Annotated in this window: 23 protein-coding genes; 10 read left to right on the top strand and 13 right to left on the bottom strand. The window is 58.4% G+C overall.

What is annotated here, in order from left to right; genetic code table 11:
* Positions 1 to 62: 62 nt before the first annotated feature.
* Positions 63 to 860, top strand: coding sequence for a glutamate--tRNA ligase family protein (locus tag Q7L55_00765; protein MDO8731102.1), 798 nt, complete (start codon positions 63 to 65; stop codon positions 858 to 860).
* Here the strand turns inward: Q7L55_00765 and Q7L55_00760 are convergent.
* Complete coding sequence (locus Q7L55_00760) at positions 847 to 1,257, bottom strand: protease inhibitor I42 family protein (GenBank protein MDO8731101.1); 411 nt, start codon at positions 1,255 to 1,257, stop codon at positions 847 to 849. The genes Q7L55_00765 and Q7L55_00760 overlap by 14 nt on opposite strands.
* Positions 1,258 to 1,351: 94 nt before the next feature.
* On the opposite strand from Q7L55_00760, the gene Q7L55_00755 reads away from it, so the two are divergent.
* The gene (locus Q7L55_00755; protein MDO8731100.1) at positions 1,352 to 1,729 is read left to right on the top strand and encodes a hypothetical protein; all 378 of its coding nucleotides are present in this window, start codon (positions 1,352 to 1,354) and stop codon (positions 1,727 to 1,729) included.
* Here Q7L55_00755 and Q7L55_00750 read toward each other — a convergent pair.
* Positions 1,726 to 1,971 (bottom strand): LapA family protein, encoded by a 246-nt coding sequence (locus tag Q7L55_00750; protein MDO8731099.1) that lies wholly within the window; start codon positions 1,969 to 1,971, stop codon positions 1,726 to 1,728. The two genes, Q7L55_00755 and Q7L55_00750, sit on opposite strands and share 4 nt — an antisense overlap.
* A 9-nt stretch (positions 1,972 to 1,980) precedes the next feature.
* Positions 1,981 to 2,508 carry an NUDIX hydrolase family protein gene (locus Q7L55_00745; protein MDO8731098.1) on the bottom strand — a complete coding sequence of 176 codons (528 nt, stop codon included), beginning with the start codon at positions 2,506 to 2,508 and terminating at the stop codon, positions 1,981 to 1,983.
* Positions 2,509 to 2,588: 80 nt separating this feature from the next.
* Between Q7L55_00745 and msrB the strand changes: the two genes are divergently transcribed.
* Genes msrB through Q7L55_00730 form a run of 3 tightly spaced genes read left to right on the top strand, consistent with a single transcriptional unit; the run spans position 2,589 to position 4,892 of the window.
* A complete protein-coding gene (msrB, locus tag Q7L55_00740; protein MDO8731097.1) occupies positions 2,589 to 3,029 on the top strand; it encodes a peptide-methionine (R)-S-oxide reductase MsrB in 441 nt (146 codons plus the stop codon).
* A 58-nt stretch (positions 3,030 to 3,087) separates the two neighbouring features.
* Positions 3,088 to 3,681: a DUF3000 domain-containing protein gene (locus Q7L55_00735; protein MDO8731096.1), complete on the top strand. Its 594-nt coding sequence runs from the start codon at positions 3,088 to 3,090 to the stop codon at positions 3,679 to 3,681.
* A gap of 23 nt (positions 3,682 to 3,704) precedes the next feature.
* Positions 3,705 to 4,892, top strand: coding sequence for a ribonuclease D (locus Q7L55_00730; GenBank protein MDO8731095.1), 1,188 nt, complete (start codon positions 3,705 to 3,707; stop codon positions 4,890 to 4,892).
* Here the strand turns inward: Q7L55_00730 and dxs are convergent.
* Genes dxs through Q7L55_00705 form a run of 5 tightly spaced genes read right to left on the bottom strand, consistent with a single transcriptional unit; the run spans position 4,882 to position 13,046 of the window.
* Complete coding sequence (dxs, locus tag Q7L55_00725) at positions 4,882 to 6,795, bottom strand: 1-deoxy-D-xylulose-5-phosphate synthase (protein MDO8731094.1); 1,914 nt, start codon at positions 6,793 to 6,795, stop codon at positions 4,882 to 4,884. The genes Q7L55_00730 and dxs overlap by 11 nt on opposite strands.
* The gene (locus tag Q7L55_00720) at positions 6,792 to 7,160 is read right to left on the bottom strand and encodes a hypothetical protein (GenBank protein ID MDO8731093.1); all 369 of its coding nucleotides are present in this window, start codon (positions 7,158 to 7,160) and stop codon (positions 6,792 to 6,794) included. Before Q7L55_00720 ends, dxs begins: the two co-directional genes overlap by 4 nt.
* A gap of 2 nt (positions 7,161 to 7,162) precedes the next feature.
* Entirely contained in the window at positions 7,163 to 9,820 is a 2,658-nt protein-coding gene (gene acnA, locus Q7L55_00715) for an aconitate hydratase AcnA (protein MDO8731092.1), read from the bottom strand.
* A gap of 21 nt (positions 9,821 to 9,841) precedes the next feature.
* A complete protein-coding gene (locus Q7L55_00710) occupies positions 9,842 to 11,083 on the bottom strand; it encodes a TRAM domain-containing protein (protein MDO8731091.1) in 1,242 nt (413 codons plus the stop codon).
* A 1-nt stretch (position 11,084) separates the two neighbouring features.
* Positions 11,085 to 13,046, bottom strand: coding sequence for an APC family permease (locus Q7L55_00705; GenBank protein MDO8731090.1), 1,962 nt, complete (start codon positions 13,044 to 13,046; stop codon positions 11,085 to 11,087).
* Positions 13,047 to 13,059: 13 nt separating this feature from the next.
* Between Q7L55_00705 and Q7L55_00700 the strand changes: the two genes are divergently transcribed.
* Positions 13,060 to 13,722 carry a TrkA family potassium uptake protein gene (locus Q7L55_00700; protein MDO8731089.1) on the top strand — a complete coding sequence of 221 codons (663 nt, stop codon included), beginning with the start codon at positions 13,060 to 13,062 and terminating at the stop codon, positions 13,720 to 13,722.
* Complete coding sequence (locus Q7L55_00695; protein ID MDO8731088.1) at positions 13,723 to 14,382, top strand: TrkA family potassium uptake protein; 660 nt, start codon at positions 13,723 to 13,725, stop codon at positions 14,380 to 14,382. It begins immediately after the preceding gene.
* Here the strand turns inward: Q7L55_00695 and Q7L55_00690 are convergent.
* The 4 genes from Q7L55_00690 to dut are packed head-to-tail and all read right to left on the bottom strand — an operon-like array spanning position 14,379 to position 16,481.
* Positions 14,379 to 15,047: a DUF3159 domain-containing protein gene (locus Q7L55_00690; GenBank protein ID MDO8731087.1), complete on the bottom strand. Its 669-nt coding sequence runs from the start codon at positions 15,045 to 15,047 to the stop codon at positions 14,379 to 14,381. The two genes, Q7L55_00695 and Q7L55_00690, sit on opposite strands and share 4 nt — an antisense overlap.
* Entirely contained in the window at positions 15,047 to 15,412 is a 366-nt protein-coding gene (locus Q7L55_00685) for a DNA-binding protein (GenBank protein MDO8731086.1), read from the bottom strand. Before Q7L55_00685 ends, Q7L55_00690 begins: the two co-directional genes overlap by 1 nt.
* Positions 15,412 to 16,026 carry a DUF3710 domain-containing protein gene (locus Q7L55_00680; protein MDO8731085.1) on the bottom strand — a complete coding sequence of 205 codons (615 nt, stop codon included), beginning with the start codon at positions 16,024 to 16,026 and terminating at the stop codon, positions 15,412 to 15,414. The genes Q7L55_00685 and Q7L55_00680 overlap by 1 nt, the downstream gene beginning before the upstream one ends.
* On the bottom strand, positions 16,023 to 16,481 hold the full coding sequence (gene dut, locus Q7L55_00675) for a dUTP diphosphatase (protein MDO8731084.1): 459 nt from the start codon (positions 16,479 to 16,481) through the stop codon (positions 16,023 to 16,025). The genes Q7L55_00680 and dut overlap by 4 nt, the downstream gene beginning before the upstream one ends.
* A gap of 39 nt (positions 16,482 to 16,520) precedes the next feature.
* Here dut and Q7L55_00670 point away from each other — a divergent pair, with 39 nt between their 5' ends.
* Both Q7L55_00670 and Q7L55_00665 read left to right on the top strand, forming a co-directional pair.
* Positions 16,521 to 16,976, top strand: a complete 456-nt coding sequence (locus tag Q7L55_00670; protein ID MDO8731083.1) for a DUF3093 domain-containing protein — start codon at positions 16,521 to 16,523, stop codon at positions 16,974 to 16,976.
* A gap of 29 nt (positions 16,977 to 17,005) precedes the next feature.
* Positions 17,006 to 17,278 (top strand): DUF4235 domain-containing protein, encoded by a 273-nt coding sequence (locus tag Q7L55_00665; GenBank protein MDO8731082.1) that lies wholly within the window; start codon positions 17,006 to 17,008, stop codon positions 17,276 to 17,278.
* On the opposite strand, the gene Q7L55_00660 is transcribed toward Q7L55_00665, so the two are convergent.
* Positions 17,275 to 17,571, bottom strand: coding sequence for a DUF4193 domain-containing protein (locus tag Q7L55_00660; GenBank protein ID MDO8731081.1), 297 nt, complete (start codon positions 17,569 to 17,571; stop codon positions 17,275 to 17,277). The genes Q7L55_00665 and Q7L55_00660 overlap by 4 nt on opposite strands.
* A 136-nt stretch (positions 17,572 to 17,707) precedes the next feature.
* On the opposite strand from Q7L55_00660, the gene Q7L55_00655 reads away from it, so the two are divergent.
* A complete protein-coding gene (locus Q7L55_00655) occupies positions 17,708 to 18,226 on the top strand; it encodes a gamma carbonic anhydrase family protein (protein ID MDO8731080.1) in 519 nt (172 codons plus the stop codon).
* Positions 18,227 to 18,234 lie beyond the last annotated feature (8 nt).

The raw sequence follows: 18,234 nt of genomic DNA, 5'->3' as shown, positions 1-18,234 counted from the left end.
GCCGGATCCGCTCGTTAAGAAACTGGCCACGAAAAGCGACTGATCGCGGGATGCTTTCAGGTGTGCGCACCCGATTTGCTCCGACTCCGAGCGGCTATTTGCACGCCGGAAATCTCGTCAACGCACAGGTGACCTCGTGGCTGACAAGGCAACACGGTGGCCAACTCGCATTGCGCGTAGACGATGACGATCGCGAGCGCTATCAACCTGAATATGCCAACTACATATTCGCATCACTCAACGCATTGGGAATCGATTGGCAGATCGGCCCGCCGAGTCTGGATGAATACCTGCAGTGCGATTTGCGCATTCGCCATCGATACCTTCGAAACCAACTCGCCCTCTTGCCAGCGGAGATGATCTACGCCTGCGAGTGCACGCGCACTTTGCTCGTTGAGCGCGCCTGCCCTTGCAGGGAATTGCAGCTTGAGCACGTCGAAGGCGAGACAGTCCTGCGCGTGTACGTGCCTGATGAATGTGTGGTTGAAGTCAATGGACAGCCCATTGCAGTCAAGTCACAACTCGGTGACTTTGTGCTTTGGCGCCGCGATGGCATTCCCGCTTTCCATTGGGCAAATGTGATCGATGATCGAGATCTAGGAATTACACACGTGGTTCGAGGAAGCGATCTACAAGCAGCCAGTGCTGCACACATCTATCTAGCCAGACTCATTGGAGCTGAAAACGTCGCCAATGCTGTCTACCTGCATCACGCGCTGGTCAGAGGATCCGACGGGCGCAAACTCTCAAAGAGCAAACTCAGCACTTCAACTGCTCCGGAATTAGATGCGCGTCAGATCGCCAGAATCAAGGCTCTGGCACGGACAGTGGCCGAGCCTCTGGGCATTACGCCTTGTTGAAGTGAAGAGTGACCGTGCTCGTTGAACTGGTGGCACCCCCAGGTGCAATGAGTGTCCACTTGACTGCCGTTATTCCAGCCTGAGTCGGCTTCACGGTGAGCACTGCTGTTCCCCCTGCGCCAGGCAGGGCTTGCGTCGGTCCGACGTATACGAGTTTGGAAACCTTTGACTTCGCCGTGTTCTTGGTAACGGCCACTTCATAGTGATATCCGGTTGTCACATTCGAAGGGATCGCAAAACGAACATCACGCAGGGTCTTGAGCAACACTGTTGAATTCTGATTCGTCTTCAACGAGGTGATCACCAACGGTGCTGGCATCGCTTCTGCAACTGGCACAGCGAGTCCAATCGTCGCGATGGCAATTGCAGCACCAAGTACCCGAAGCTTTCCCGACATGACGACCTCCACTGAGTTTCTCCAAGTATGAACGACTCTGTGCAAGACTCAATCCAGGGGTTACCTTGAAAGTAACGAGTTGGAGGTGCGTCGCATGAATATTCATCAGCAACCCTTTGCAAGAGCCAATGAAGTCATGCAGGCAACCGCGGTGGAAGCCGGCGGCGATACCGCAGATCAAGCTGATCGGCTGGCGATGATCATGGAGGCCGAAGCTATTCAGGCTGCGCTCCAAGGTGAATCCGGCGAAGGCTCACTCGATGGATTCAGTTATCCCCTTGAGGACACCGACGAGGTGCTCAGCATGGAGGAGGCCGACGACGGCAGTGACGACCCACGGCACTCTGGCGAAGCTACCCGGTGGCAATCAGCCGAGGAGTCCGCGATGCACGTAATCGGTACTCCAATGGAAAAGATTGACTTGACCCCCGAGGACGAGACCTTGCTCGGCGTCGACCCCTACGAAAGTTAGTCCCGCTTGGAATCAACCCCGCGCAGTTTGCGAATTCCGACGCGAACAGCCCCGCCAAGCAACATGCCCAGAATGAACATGATGGTGAGGACTAGCCATAGCGGCATTGTGATTTTCCATGACAGCAAGTTGAACGTGGCCGATGCTGTGTTCTGGGCAATAACGACCACCGCCAGCACAAGGACAATGACGCCAATGACAATGCGCAGATTGAATTTCTTGCCAGTGCTCTCGGGACTCATCAGTTCTCCTTATGGAAGTAATCCGCAGTGTGCCAATGCCATGCGAACAAGCCGATCCTGCCCGCCGCTCATCTGTGACTGAAAGGACATCGAGACTGCTTCAGTTGGTGTCACCCAAATCAAGTCAAGCGAATCAAGCGACGGCGTCGGATCGCCGTTGATTGGCACAATGAATGCGAGCGACACGGCGTGCTGCCGCGGATCATGGAAGCCGGTGACCGAAGGGTCAGGGAAATACTCGACAACGGTGAAGGGCTGCGGAGATGTCGGCACGCTGGGCAGCGCCATCGACCCGAGATCCTTCTCCAGGTGCCGCATCAGGGCGTCTCGGATGCGCTCGCCATAGAGCACCCGACCCGAGACAATCGCTCGGCTGATACTTCCGTCGGGTAGGACTCGAAGCAGCAAGCCCACTTCGGTGACTTGACCGAGGGAGTCAACGCGCACGGGCACCGCATCGACGTAGACCATCGGCATTCGATCTCTTACGGACTTCAGTTCTGCCTCATCTAGCCAAGCAGACTGTGTGTCGAGCATGTCGCTCACGGTGCTCCTCTCCCAACGCCAATCATGCCGGTGCAGATGACGAATCTCGTCATTGTCGCTACGTTGCGTGTATGGGAATTCAGCCAAGTCAAGCCGAGTCCACCCGTCCCGACGGCACGCCCTTTGCCGTGGAGAAAAGCGAAGACGAGTGGTCAGAGCAACTCTCACGCGCCGAGTACTACGTCTTGCGGCAGGCTGGCACTGAGGCACCCTTCATGGGCGAATACACCGACACCAAGACGGAGGGTGTGTATTCGTGCAAGGCGTGCAACGCTGAACTCTTCCGTAGCGCGACGAAATTCGACTCCCACTGCGGCTGGCCCAGCTTCTACGCCCCCTTGGCCGAAGACCGTGTCATCTACCTCGAAGACGTCAGCATGGGCGGCAAGCGAACTGAAGTGCGATGCGCTTCATGTGGCAGTCATCTTGGCCATGTGTTCGAAGGTGAGGGCTATGGAACTCCCACAGATCTGCGCTACTGCATCAACTCCATCGCTTTGCGCCTTGAGTAATCACGCATCCGGCGCGTCTAACGCCGACCGTGGTGGCATCCGCGAATAGCCTGAAGGTATGCGCACAGTGACAGCTCACGATCAGGCTTTCGAGGCGGCTGTCGCACGCATTCGCACGGTCGTGGCCCGACCAGAGTTTCAACTCGATGAAGCACCCTCCCCCAGCCGTCTTGCACCGTTCGCCCTCGCCATTACGGCTGAATCCACCGGCGAGCAGGACCTGGCCAGTGGCCGATTCGTGCTGCTCCACGATCCAGATGGCGTCGATGAGTGGGAGGGCACGTTCCGAGCGGTCGTGTTTGTGCGCGCATATCTCGAGGCAGATCTCATTGACGACCCCCTGCTGCACGACGTCGGCTGGAGTTGGCTCATCGAATCTCTGGAAACCAGTGCCTGTACCTACGGTCAACTCGGCGGAACGATCACCCGCAACTCCGGACGCTCCTTTGGCACCATGAGCGATCGCCCGGCCGATGGTTTCCTGGAGATCCGGGCCTCTTGGACGCCGCTGGATGGCTCCGAGCCTGCTGCTGAGCACATGGATCGACATGCTCAAGCGTGGTTGCGATTACTCGACCACGCGGCCGGATTGCAACCTGTACCCGAGAACATCTCCCATGTGCTCAGCACCCGCGCCCGGGCCACGCATTAGTGGAAATTGAGACTCCTCCTCGAGTGGAACGTGAACCGCGTGATGGTGTTCCGCACACGATCATCACGACCCAGGCACTTGAGCAATACGCGGCCGCAGTCGTACTAGGCCATGGGCCCCTTGCCCTGGATGCCGAACGTGCATCGGGCTTTCGCTACAGCCAACGCGCCTATCTGATTCAAGTCCGGCGGCAAGGGGCAGGCACAGCCCTGATTGATCCGATTGCCGTGCCTGATCTCTCCACGCTTGCCGCGGCCATAAGTGGCGTACCGTGGATTCTTCACGCCGCCAGCCAGGATCTCGCCTGCCTTGCCGAACTTGGTTTGTATCCGTCAGAACTGTTTGACACTGAACTTGCCGGACGACTCCTTGGACGAGAACGAGTCAGCCTCGGCGCGCTTGTTGAATCCGAACTGGGCGAGATTCTTGAGAAAGGTCATGGCGCTACCGACTGGTCGGTGCGCCCGTTGAGTAAGGCTCAACTGCGATACGCCGCGCTTGATGTTGAACTGCTCGTTGAACTCCGAGACGTCCTCGAAGCTGAACTGATTGCCGACGGCAAACTCGAATACGCCCACCAAGAGTTCCACTCGCTCTTGGCCTTCGCGCCACGACCACGCGGCGATGAACCTTGGCGTCGAACTTCTGGCATTCATCGCATCCGTAAAGAGCAGTCACTAGCTGTAGTGCGCGAACTGTGGTTTGCACGCGATCAGATTGCGCAACGCGAGGATATTGCTGGGGGACGAATCCTGCCCGATGCAGCAATCGTCGCCGCCGCGACTGCCATGCCAGCAACCTCGGATGCTCTTGGAGCACTGCCGGAATTTGCCGGCCGGGGCCAGACTCGACGACGCGCAGATTGGTGGTCGGCGATCGAGCGCGCCTTAGCACTTGATGCCAGCGATTGGCCGGTGGCAGCAGGGGCCGTAGAAGGTCCCCCACCCCCACGTACCTGGGCAAGCAAGAACCCAGCTGCAGCTGAACGACTTGAACGAGCGCGCGAAGGATTGCGATTGCTCTCCGAACAGGTCAACATCCCTATTGAGAATCTCTTGACTCCAGACTTGGCTCGTCGAGTCTGCTGGGAACCGCCAAGGCCCCTTGAATCAGAGACGATCGAAGAGCAACTGCGACTACTGGGCGCGCGCGACTGGCAGATTGCGCTGACCACGCCAATCCTCCTGGAAAGTCTGACTCCTACTGAGTAGCGCTGTGCTGATCTGAACTTAAATGCTCGTCAGTGCGCACGGCTACCGTTTCTACGATCATTCGAGACACATCCTGCGCGGTGATGCCCAACTCCTTCAGCAAATCACTGCGCTTGCCGTGAGTCAAGAAGGCATCAGGAACGCCGATGTTTCGGACTGGCAGATCCAGACCGCAGTCGCGAAGTCGCTGGCTCACAGCTGACCCCACGCCACCGGTGCGCATGCCATCTTCGATGACGATCACCAACCGCGCACTCGCGGCTTGATCAACAAGGGCCTGCGGGACCGGCTTCACCCAGCGCGGATCGATGACAATGCTGCCGATGCCTTGGGCTTGAAGTCGCTCAGATACTTCGCACGCAAGAAGCGCGAAGCAACCCACGCTGACGATCAGCACATGCGTATCGCCATGCTCAGCAAGGACATCAACGCCATCAACTGACCGCAGTGCGGGCATCGGCGCGGGCAGTTCGCCCTTCGGGAAGCGCACAACAGTTGGCGCGTCATTGACTTCGAGTGCCTCACGCAATTCAGCGCGCAAGGTGGACTCATCACGCGGAGCAGCGATGCGAAGTCCCGGTACGACCTGAAGGATCGACATATCCCAGACGCCGTTGTGACTTGCTCCATCGTCGCCAGTGACTCCGGCTCGATCAAGCACAAAAGTGACTCCGGCACCATGCAATGCACAGTCCATCAGCACCTGATCAAAGGCTCGGTTCAAGAATGTTGCATAGAGCGGAACAACTGGATGCAAACCGCCAAACGCAAGGCCAGCGGCGCTCGTGGCCGCGTGCTGCTCGGCGATTCCGACATCGAACACTCTGTTGGGGTAGGCATCAGCGAAGGCATTCAGGCCCGTGGGGCCCAACATCGCCGCGGTGATGGCGACGATGTCAGGTCTTGCGCGCGCTGCCTGAACAAGTTCATCGGAGAAGACGCCGGTCCAAGTTGGGCCTGCCATAGCAATAGGAATGCCCGTATCTGGGTCGATGATGCCAACGCCGTGGAAACGGTCGGCGTCATCGGCTTCCGCAGGTGCATAGCCCCGGCCCTTCTCTGTGATCATGTGAACGATCACAGGACCTGCAAACTCCTTGGCTCGGCGCAATGCATGCTCAAGTTCAGCCTCATCGTGTCCGTCAACTGGGCCGATGTACTTCAGACCCAGATCTTCAAACATGCCCTGCGGGGCCATGATGTCCTTGATTCCCTTTTTCATTCCATGCAGGGTTCCGTACAAAGGATCGCCAACCAAGGGTGTTCGATGCAGCAAGCGCTTGCCCCACGACATGAAGCGCTCGTAACCACGCGTGGTGCGCAGAGTTGAGAGGTGGTGAGCCAAGCCACCGATGGTCGGCGAGTACGAGCGCCCATTGTCATTGACAACGATCACCACCTGCCGCTTGGAGCCAGCGATGTTGTTCAAAGCCTCCCAGGCCATACCGCCGGTCAGGCCACCGTCGCCGATGACTGCGACCACATGCTGTTGACCAAGCAAGCCGCGCAACTCCCAGGCCTTGGCCAGGCCATCGGCATACGAAAGCGATGTAGACGCATGAGAGTTCTCAACGACATCGTGCGGGCTCTCGGCCCGGCTCGGATACCCAGACAAGCCGCCGGACTGCTTGAGCCGATCAAAACCAGCAGCACGACCAGTGAGGATCTTGTGAACATAAGCCTGGTGACCGGTGTCCCAGATGATTGCGTCAACTGGAGAGTGAAAGACTCGATGCAAGGCGATCGTCAGTTCGACCACGCCGAGGTTTGGTCCCAAGTGACCACCAGTTGCCGAGACCTTGGTGACCAGGAAATCTCGAATCTCACTTGCAAGTACCGGCAATTGTTCTGGGGATAGCGCCCGAACATCGCGCGGATCGCGGATGCGCGCCAGCAGACTCACGTTGTCATTCTATGACTAGTGCGATCGTTGGACTGCGTGAGCAACACCTCGGCCACCAGATCCAACTCTCGCTGAAGCGCCACCAATCTGGCTCCTTCGGTCGCCATGGCTTGCTGCACGATCTCGAGATCGGCGGCTTGAAGGTGACCTGCGAAGGCCGTCCGCGATTTTCCATAGGCCTTCCGCACTCCGTCGACCGCTCCGGCTGCATAAGCCTGCACATATGCGCACAGCGCTATGGGGTAATGCCGCAAGGGTGATTGACGCAAGGACGACGGACCTTGGTCGAGCAGCCAGATCACGACCTGCTCGCCGAACTCTTCATGCTGCGGCGGCACCAGCGAACGAGGCCACCCAGCTGTCATGGCTAGAGGAGCGAGCGCAGAACGTACTGAAGGATGCCGCCGTGACGGTAATAGTCGGCTTCGCCTGGAGTGTCGATGCGCACGAGTGCAGTGAACTCCAGAACGGAACCGTCTTCCTTGACCGCTTCGACGAGCACATCTCGAGGAGCGTCGCCATCGTTCAGCGCAGCAATCCCCTTGATCGTGAAACTCTCCTCGCCATTCAATCCAAGCGCTTCCGCTGAACTGTCTGGCTGGAATTGGAGTGGCAAGACGCCCATCCCGATCAGGTTTGAGCGGTGGATGCGCTCATAGGACTGCGCAATGACAGCTTTGACGCCCAAGAGTGCGGTGCCCTTGGCTGCCCAGTCGCGACTGGAACCGGATCCGTATTCCTTTCCGGCCAAAATGACCAGTGGTATGCGGCTCTTGGCGTAGCTCATTGCTGCGTCGTAGATGGAAACAGTGGACTGCTCATCATCAGTCAGATCAACAGTGAAGCCGCCTTCAATGCCATCGAGCATCAGGTTCTTCAGGCGGATATTGGCGAAGGTGCCACGGATCATGACCTCGTGGTTGCCACGGCGGGAACCATATGAGTTGAAGTCGGCCCGCTGGACTCCATGATCTGCAAGGTACAGGCCAGCCGGGCTATCCGCACGGATATTGCCGGCTGGCGAGATGTGGTCAGTGGTGACCGAATCCCCGAGCACTGCAAGCACTCGTGCACTTGTGATGTCTTGCACTGGAGCTGGAATTCGACCCATGCCCTCGAAGTACGGGGGCTTGCGCACGTAGGTGCTGTCGGGATCCCACGCGAACAGATCGCCAACCGGTGTGTGCAGGTTCTGCCAACGAATATCGCCGGCGAAGACATCCTTGTATCGAGAAGAGAACATGTCGGCATCAATCGAAGCCTCAACAACGGCTTCTATCTCGGCCGTGCTGGGCCAAATATCAGCAAGGAACACGGCCTTCCCATCGGCATCTATCCCCAGTGCTTCCGTGGCAAGGTCGATGTCCATCGTGCCGGCGATTGCATAGGCCACGACCAAAGGCGGCGATGCCAGGTAATTCATCTTGATGTCAGGATTGATCCGTCCTTCAAAGTTGCGATTTCCGCTGAGCACGGCAACCACGGCGAGATCATGCTCGTTGACTGCAGCACTCACCTCAGGGATGAGCGGGCCTGAGTTGCCGATGCAAGTGGTGCAGCCGTATCCGACCGTGTCGAATCCGAGTTTGTTCAGGTAGGGAGTCAGGCCTGACTTGTCGTAGTAATCGGTAACGACCTTAGAGCCGGGTGCCAGAGATGTCTTGACCCATGGCGCACTGGATAGGCCACGTTCTACAGCCTTCTTTGCGAGCAGGCCAGCACCGATCATCACGTAGGGATTGGAGGTGTTCGTACAAGAAGTGATCGCTGCGACAGCGACGGCTCCATGTCCGATCTCCAGGTTGGCACCCTCAATTGTCACTTCGGCAAGTGCAGCAGGGGAATTCGTGAACTCGCTCAAGGCTTCTTCGAAGGCTGCCTTTGAATTCGACAACAGCACGCGATCCTGCGGGCGCTTTGGTCCGGCGATCGACGGGACGACGGTTCCCAGATCCAGTTCGATGTATTCGGAATAGATCGGCTCGTGGGAGGCCTTGTGCCACAAGCCCTGCTCCTTGGAGTAGGCCTCGACCAAGGCGATCTGCTCTTCCGAACGGCCGGTCAATCGCAAGTACGCGATGGTCGTTTCGTCGATCGGGAAGATCGCTGCCGTGCTGCCGTACTCGGGGCTCATGTTGCCGATCGTGGCTCGGTTCGCCAATGGAACTTCGCTGACGCCCTGCCCGTAGAACTCCACGAACTTGCCGACGACACCGTGATGGCGGAGCATCTCGGTGATGGTCAGCACGAGGTCAGTTGCCGTTGTTCCAGCAGGCATAGAACCACTGAGCTTGAACCCGACCACCCGCGGAATGAGCATGCTGACTGACTGTCCAAGCATCGCGGCTTCAGCTTCGATCCCGCCAACTCCCCACCCCAGTACGCCCAAGCCGTTGACCATCGTGGTGTGTGAGTCGGTGCCGACAACAGTGTCGGGGTAGGCCTGGCCCTTGCGAGCCATGACGACGCGAGCCAGACTTTCAATATTCACCTGATGCACGATGCCAGTGCCCGGAGGCACGACCTTGAACTCCTCGAATGCGCTTTGACCCCAGCGCAGAAATTGGTAGCGCTCAAGGTTTCGGTCGTACTCCAGATCCACGTTCAGCGCTTCAGCATTCGGGCTGGCGAAGAAATCAACGATCACCGAGTGATCGATGACCAACTCTGCTGGTGCCAGCGGCTCGATCTTGGAGGCATCGCCGCCCAGTTCGGCTACGGCCTCGCGCATAGTGGCGAGGTCAACAACGACGGGGACACCCGTGAAGTCCTGCATCACTACCCGAGCTGGGGTGAACTGAATCTCTTCGCTGGGCTCAGCCGAGGGATCCCAGTTGCCAAGGGAGGCGATGGTCTCGCGTGTCACATTGGCGCCGTCCTCAGTGCGCAGCAGATTCTCCAAGAGCACCTTGTGCGTGAACGGCAGCCGGCTGCTGCCAGGAACTGCGGAGATGCGAAAAATCTCGTAGTCATGCGATCCGACCTGGAGATTTCCCCGGGCTCCAAAACTATCCACGCCAGTCACTTCCCTCTCGCTTAACTGCTCTCAACGTAGCCGATTGGCCTTGATCGGCTGAACTGGCCCCAGATCACTCTGCAGCCCTGGAACAAAGCTTGCGATGCACTCCATGTGGTGCGTCATTGGGAAGGCATCGAGGACTGAAAACTGATCAAGAGCGTAGCCAGCGTCGATAAGGAACGCGGCGTCCCTGGCAAAGGCCACCGGGTCGCAGGCCACGTAGACCACGACTCGCGGTTGGGCAGCTGCGATGGCAGCCATCACTTCAATTCCCGCGCCTCGTCGTGGTGGGTCAAGCACAATGCCATCGATGCGACTCGGCAATGGCCAGGTGCTGACATCGCCCTCGACAAACGCCACCTGGGGCAGATCGGCCAGCGCCCTGCGGCCGTCCCGAATGGAACTTCGATAGCTCTCAACTGCCTGGACGCGGCCTTGCTTGCCAACTTCGTGGCCCAGAAATGCGCTGATGAGTCCAGCGCCGGCGTAAAGGTCCAGCCAATGCTCCCCCGCTCGGGGCGCGCCAGCAGCAAGCACGTAGTCGACGATCGCTGACGCAGAGTCAGGATGGACCTGCCAGAAGTCCGAACCGCCGATCTCCCACTGCCGATCACGAACCTGCTGCACCAATCTGCTCTGTCCGCTCACCAGTTCTCGATCAGCCCACACACTGGGCTGCCCTGACGAACCCACTGTCACCTGGACACTCTCGACCCCAGGCCACTTCTGATCGGTGACACGGGCGGCAGCCACGGCAGATGTAGCCAGGAGGCATTCCTCTACTTCCAGTACCCCGTGACTTCGAGCAGCAAGCAGGCCGACGTTGCCGCTTTGATCAACACTCCATCGGACCCTGGTTCGCCAATGCAGACCATGGTCATCGAGCAATGCGACGGCTTCACGATCGCCGGGATCAACGCCTGCATGTCGAATCAATGACTCACGTGCAATAGCCCCTTTCATCTTCCGCTGATGCGCGAGCTCCACATGCTGGAAATCGCAGCCCCCGCATCCACCCGGATGAGCCCAACTGCATGGGGCCTGAACTCGATGCTCGGATGGTTCGATGATCTCGATCGCATCAGCGCGAATGAACTTGGACCGGACTTCGGTGATGCGAATCCGCGCCAATTCTCCTGTCAACGCGTGACGAACAAAGGCCGTGTTGCCCTTTGCATAAGCCAAGCAGTGACCACCGTGCACCATTGCGCCGATCTCAACGGTGAATTCCTCGCCGACCTCGACCTTTTCCTTGGTGGGTCTGGCCATGTCAGACGTCCTGGTCTATGGCGTCTTCACTTGAGGCCAACTGCCAGGGAACGCTTGTCACCATCACTCCTGGCGTGAACAGCAATCGACTCTTCAGGCGCAGGGCAGACTGGTTGTGCAATAGCTGCTCCCACCAACGACCCACGACATATTCAGGGATGAACACCGTGACGATGTCATTTGGATTGTCAGTTCGCAGTTCGCGAACGTAGGTGATGATCGGTCGAGTGATCTCGCGGTATGGCGAGTCAAGAATCTTCAATGTCACCGGAATCTCGCGATCCGACCACTCCTGCTGCAATCGCGCAGTCTCATCGTCATCGACATTCACGGTGATCGCCTCGAGCACTGTTGGTCTGCTCGCACGGGCGTAGGCAAGTGCTCTCAGGGTTGGCTTGTGGATCTTGGAGACCAGAACGAGCGCATGCACGCGCGATGGAAGCGTGACTCGCTCATTCTCAGTTGTCGCCAACTCGCGCGACACCCGGTCATAGTGGCGACGAATGGCCTTCATCAAGCTGAAGATGATGGGGATCGCAACAACCACGAGCCATGCACCATGGGTGAACTTGGTGAGCAGCACGATCGCGAGCACGAGGCCCGTCATAACGCATCCAAAGCCGTTGATCGCGCGTGATCGAATCATCTTTGAGCGCTTCTTGCGATCGGTTTCATCCTTGAGCAGCCGAGTCCAGTGTCGAACCATGCCGACCTGACTGAGCGTGAACGACACGAACACGCCGAGGATGTACAACTGAATCAGGGCAGTGACATCTGCCTGATAGATGATGATCAGAATCACGGCGAGCCCGGCAAGGCTCAGGATGCCGTTGCTGAATGCCAGCCGATCGCCTCGCGTGTGCAACTGGCGCGGAAGATATCCATCACGCGCAAGGATTGAGCCCAACACTGGGAATCCGTTGAATGCAGTGTTTGCAGCGAGGGCCAAGATGAGTGCCGTTGCTATGGAGATCACCAGCACTGCAATGGTGAAATTCCCGAATACTGCGTCGGCAACTTGGACAATCACTGTCTTCTGCGATTGACCTGGCGGCAAACCCACGAGATCCGCGTCCTTCTCAGTGACGTGAACATTCGTCTTCAGTGCCAGCCAGGTAATGCCGGAGAACATCGCCATCGAAATGGCACCCAGGAGGAAGAGCACTGTTGCCGCATTTGTGGACTTGGGCGGCTTGAATGCGGGCACTCCGTTAGCCACGGCCTCGATGCCAGTCAGAGCTGTTGTACCTGACGAGAAGGCGCGAGCGATCAGAAACACGAGCCCAAAAGCGGTGAATGAGCCTTCCGGAATGATCTGCCAGTGAGCGCTTTCAGCCTCCAGATTCGCCCCGAAGAGCATCCGGATCATTGCGGTGCCGATCATGATGAAGATCGAGGCCATGAAGAAATAGGTGGGGGCGGCGAAGAGCACCCCGGATTCCTTGATCCCACGAAGGTTGAGCAGCGTAATCACGACAATCGCGACGACAGCCCACCAGACGTTGTGTTTATTGATGATCGGAAAGACTGAGCCGAGGTTGGCCACCGCAGATGCGATCGACACGGCCACCGTCATCACGTAGTCGATAAGCAACGCGCTTGCCACAAGTACGCCCCAGTTTGGGCCGAGATTGTGCGTGACGACTTCGTAGTCGCCACCGCCGCTGGGATAGGCGTGGACAGTTTGGCGGTAGGAGGCAACGACGGTGAAGTAGATGAGCACGACGCCCGCGGCAACCAAGGGACCCCACTCATAAAGTGAGAGACCGCCGAGCGACAAAACGAGGAGGATTTCCTGAGTCGCGTATGCATTTGACGAAAGGGCATCGCTGGCGAAGACCGGAAGTGCAATCTTCTTTGAAAGAAAGGTTTCGCCCAGCCGATCACTCCGAAGTGCTCGACCGAGAACGAGTCGCTTGAAGGAGTCGGAGGCTGGCACGTCCACGGATGCTACGCGGTGCATGTATCTTCAGCACGTGCACATCGTCATCCTCGGGTGCGGACGAGTTGGGTCCCTTCTTGCGCAGCGACTTGACGAAGCTGGCCACTCAGTATCAATCGTTGATCAAGATGCCGGTGCCTTTCGTCGCCTTACTCCAGAGTTCGGTGGACTGACCGTCAAGGGCGTCGGTTTTGACCGCGAAACCCTTGAGAATGCTGGCATTGAGCGCGCGCAGGCCTTTGCTGCAGTGAGCAGTGGCGACAACACCAACATCCTGGCTGCCCGAGTCGCCCGTGAAACCTACGGCGTTGGTCGCGTGGTCGCCCGCATCTATGACCCTCGTCGGGCTGAAATCTATGAGCGACTCGGCATTCCGACTGTGGCCACAGTGGCCTGGACATCAAGTCAGATCATGCGCCGCCTGTTGCCACTTGGAAGCGACGAACTCTTCCGTGATTCAAGTGGCAATGTTGCATTGGGTGAGATCACTTTCGGCGCTCCTTGGATTGGCCATCGTGCCAGTGCACTGGAAGCAGCATCGGGCGCGCGCATTTCGTTCATTGCTCGCTATGGCGAGCCGGTCATCCCTTCGGCTGACAGCGTTATCCAAGAAGGCGATCACGTCTACGCCACCTACCGTGTTGCCGATGTGGAACGCGTGGAACGCGTATTCAATGAAGGCCCTCAGGAGGCATAGATGCGCGTCGCCATTGCAGGAGCAGGCAAGGTCGGTCGGTCGATCGCACGTGAGCTCATTGGCAGCGGGCATCACGTCCTGCTGATTGATCGTGATGCCGACCTGGCAAGGCCGGGAGTTGTCGAGGGTGCCGAGACTCTGCTTGCTGATGCTTGCGAGATTTCAGCACTGGACGAAGCTCACCTTTCACAGTGTCAGGTGGTCGTTGCTGCCACAGGTGATGACAAGGTCAATCTGGTCGTGAGCCTGCTCGCCAAGACTGAGTACGGAGTCCCCCGCGTGGTAGCCCGCGTCAATCACCCCAAGAACGAATGGATGTTTGATCAAAGTTGGGGTGTCGATGTTGCAGTGTCGACACCGCGGATGCTCTCGGCTCTGGTGGAAGAAGCCGTCAGTGTTGGCGATCTGGTGCGCCTGTTCTCGTTCAGACAAGGCGAAGCCAACCTCGTCGAGATCACCTTGTCAGTCGACTCCCCTGTTGCGGGTCAACGAGTGGGCGATCAGCCATGGCCACCGGACACTGCCTTGGTTGCCATCGTTCGCGGTCAGCGAGTGATCACTCCATCAGCGGATGATCCACTGGATCCCGGCGACGAGTTGCTGTTCGTTGCCTCGCCTGATCAAGAGCCAGCTCTCCAGCGGATGCTGGGACATCTTTAGTCTGCAGTTGCTCGCATCGCTCGATAGGTGGGACCTAGCAATCGATACGTGAAATACGCTGCCCCGAGGAAGAGCGGCCAGCCCATCACGACCTTCACAATGCCAAGTGCGGTGACGCTGCCAGCCCAATACAAAGGCGCCTGCACGACAAGTCGCCCGAAGAACACGCCAACCCAGATCCAACTCGCCGCTGCCAGCACCCGACGTTGGGCAAGATCCTTGCGCCAAGCAGCGCCCTTGCCCGTGAAGATTCCGAGAAAGACACCAATCAGGGGCCAACCGCTAAGAATCGAGACAAGGAAAGCCAAGCCGTAAGCCAGATTCGTAAGCAATCCAAGGGCGTAGAAGTTCTCGGCCTTGCCGGTGTATTTGGCAAAACCAGCTGATACCAATACTCCCGCGAAGCCCGCGGCTATCTGTTGGAGACGTTCGTGGCGAAATAGGCGCCAAGCAACGATCAGGCCTGCCGAAATCAGTGCCGCAGCGAGTGAGGTCCCCAGGTTTTGACTCGTGACGAGATACGCAACGACAAAGACGACCGTAGGCAAGCCGGAATCGATGATGCCCCGCCAGCCACCGACGGCACGTTCCAACAAGATGGATTCAGCGCGGAGATCGGCTGAAGTCTCATGTGGAGGAGAATCTGCGGCTTCCTCGTGACTCATTACCGCGAGGGCTTCAACTGGTACTGCGGGTTGTAGATGGTCTTGCTGCCATCGATGTTGGTCATTCGTCCGGTGATCGTCATTCGACGACCCGCGACAATCCCTGGGATGGTGCGACGGCCCATCCAGATGATCTTGGTGGCCCCAGATCCGTCGTAGAGCTCGACTTCAAAGGACGGTGCTTTGTCCTTGGGCAGGATGGTGACGTAGCGAACGGTGCCAGCGAGGCTGACCAGTTCGCCAGCGCTGCAACTGCCGATGGCACTGCATGCCTCTGGCTCACGGTTGAGCTCTTCAAGCAACTCCGCGGCTTCGGATTCGGCCTGGCTTCGCAGGAATTTTGCCCATAGACCCTTGCTGGTCATCAGCGAATCTCCGTAATCTCTGGTCCGCGTTGGGGCGGCAGCAGGACTGAAGGCGGATTCTCTTCAGCCGCCTCCTGATCATCCACCTGTGGAAGCTGCAAAGAAAGGGGGTTTCCTACGGGCATAGCTTCATTTCCGCGTACGACTACGAGTCCGCGCACGGCGGATTCGAGCAGATCAGCGCTGGCCCCGGGCCTGGATGCGGTACCCAAGAAGACCGCGCGGATGAACCATCGCGGACCTTCGATGCCGACAAAACGGGCCGGCTGCAGGCCCTGATCCCCTGGAACTTGGGCCCGAAGCTCGCGTCCAAAGGGTCCAGTGGCTTCCTCCACGAGTCCGTTGGCGGAATTGATTGATGATGCGATCTGCTTTCGAGTTTCATCCCAAAGGCCGCCGGATTTCGGTGCGGCGAAGACCTGAATCTGCACGCCCGCATCCGATGTGGCGAGAGTGACCAGCGCAACCGCTCCAGTGGAATCATCAACTTGGACTTGCACATCAACACCAGGAGCTGCCGCTATGAGGAGGCTTCCCAGATCGAGTCGTTCGGTGCCGTCCCACTCCACCTCTGATTCATCCCAGGGTCCGAGCGCGCGCAAATCCTCTGTCACGCCTCCACCGTAGTGGCCTGCACGCCGGTGGAACCGAAGCCACCCTCCCCGCGATGACTCCCTGGCAATTCGGACACTTCGACAAGTTCTGCCTGAGCGACCCGTGAAACCACGAGTTGAGCGATGCGATCACCGCGCTTCATGGAGATGGCCACTGTTGGATCGTGATTGATCAAGATGACGCCGATCTCACCGCGATAGCCCGCGTCGATAACCCCTGGCGCATTGACCATGCCTAATCCGTGTTTCAGGGCCAGGCCGCTGCGCGGATGAACAAAGGCTGCGAAGCCTGGCGGCAGAGCAATGGCAATGCCGGTGGGAACCAAGATGCGCTCGCCTGGCCGCAATGAGAAGTCAACGCGAGCGCGCAAATCCATACCCGCATCACCGGGATGCTCATAACTGGGCAGGGGTAACCCCGCATCCAATCGAGTGATCAGAACCGAAACATCCATGACGCCGGACTCTACTGACCCACGCATAGGCTCTGCTTCGTGAACTCTGCCTACCGCGAACGCCTGCTGCCCAAGTGGTGGGTCCTTGTCTTCATCGCTTCGCTCATTGCCATGCTGAGCATCGCCTACGGGGCCGCGATCAACGCACAAGTCGGATGGATCATGTTTATTGCTCTGGCGTCCTCGGCGGGCTTAGCCATGTACACCAGTTCACCCGTGATCGAAGTCAGCGACGTGCTCGCAGTAGGCCTGGCTCGACTCCCACTCGCCTTCATTGGCGAAGTTGCCGTGCTCGACTCCACTCAGACTCGCGAGGCGCGGAGTCGAAGAATTGATGCCCGTAACTTTGTGTTGGTCAAGAGCTGGGCGGCTTCGCAGTCGGTCTTCGTCACGCTGACCGACCCCGCGGATCCGCACCCAGCCTGGTTGGTCAGCAGTCGACATCCCCGCGAGTTGATGGCGGCCATCAATGCCAACTCCGCCTCCGCTGGCTAGTCCGCGTTGATATCTGCCACAGTGTGCTCATGAGTGAGCCGGAAAATGATGAGTTGGAAGTCCAACCCAATCCAGTCATGCACTTGATTGCGCCGATCACCGCCATTGGAGCAACGCTCCTCATGCGCAAGGCCTTGAACTCCGCGTATGCGCACCGCACTGGCCGCGAAGCACCCGACCCTCGTGATCCGGCGGTCTCGTTCGTACGAGCTCTGGGTTGGGCGATTGTGACGGCCGCTACTGCAGCCGCAGTTGAGACGGCGGTCTATCGGCTTATGAACCGAGGAGTGAGTTCAAACTAAGAACACTCTGTGCATACCGGGCCGTTCTTGCCTTCATGATTGAGCTGGCTGCGGTGATGCACCAAGAAGCACTTTGAGCAGGTGAACTCGTCTGCTTGGCGAGGAAGTACCCGAATTGTCAGGCTCTCATCGGAAAGGTCTGCGCCAGGCAGTTCAAGATTCTCGGCGGCTTCGGCCTCATCGACATCAATGGCGCCTGAAGACTTCTCGGCGCGGCGAGCCTTCAGATCCTCCAGGGATTCCTCAGCCAACTCCTCGTCGGTCTTGCGCGGTGCGTCGTAGTCAGTAGCCATGCGCGTGCCTCTCACTCTGGCCGCCCAAGTGCAGCGGCGCGAGGATTGTGCCTCATGACTTTGTGAGAATTCAGAGAGGGCTCGCAAGGACGGATCTTGAGAGAAATGCCATGCTGTTGGCGCTAATCTGCAAGCCATGCCGATATACGCACTTGGCAAGCTCGAGCCAAACATTGATCCAACCGCATTCGTCCACCCCGATGCTGTCGTGATTGGAAATGTCACGATCGGACCAGAATCGAGCGTGTGGCCTGGAGCCGTGCTGCGAGCGGACTACGGATCCATCACGATCGGGGCGCAAACTTCGATCCAAGATGGTTCTGTCATTCACTGCACGGCCAGTGAATCCACGGTGATCGGTGACCGATGCGTCGTTGGGCACAACGTGCACATCGAAGGTGCGCGCATTCATGATGACTGCCTGATTGGCTCTGGCTCGATCGTCCTGAATGGCTCCGAGATCGGACCTCGATCTCTGGTGGGAGCCGGAGCTCTGGTGCCGATACGCAAGGTCGTGCCACCACAGGCGCGAGCCCTTGGTGTTCCATGCGTCATCAAGGAGGACGCCATTGATGGGCTCCCTGATGAGCATGGCGCAGCCAACTACGTGGCCAATGGCCGGCGGTATCTCGCCGAGCTGCGCAAGCTGAGCTAACCCGACTC

Source organism: Actinomycetota bacterium, from assembly GCA_030650795.1.
GTDB lineage: Bacteria > Actinomycetota > Actinomycetes > S36-B12 > S36-B12 > UBA11398.
The sequence above is the reverse complement of the archived record's forward strand: the minus strand, read 5'-3'. Positions and strand labels throughout refer to the sequence as shown.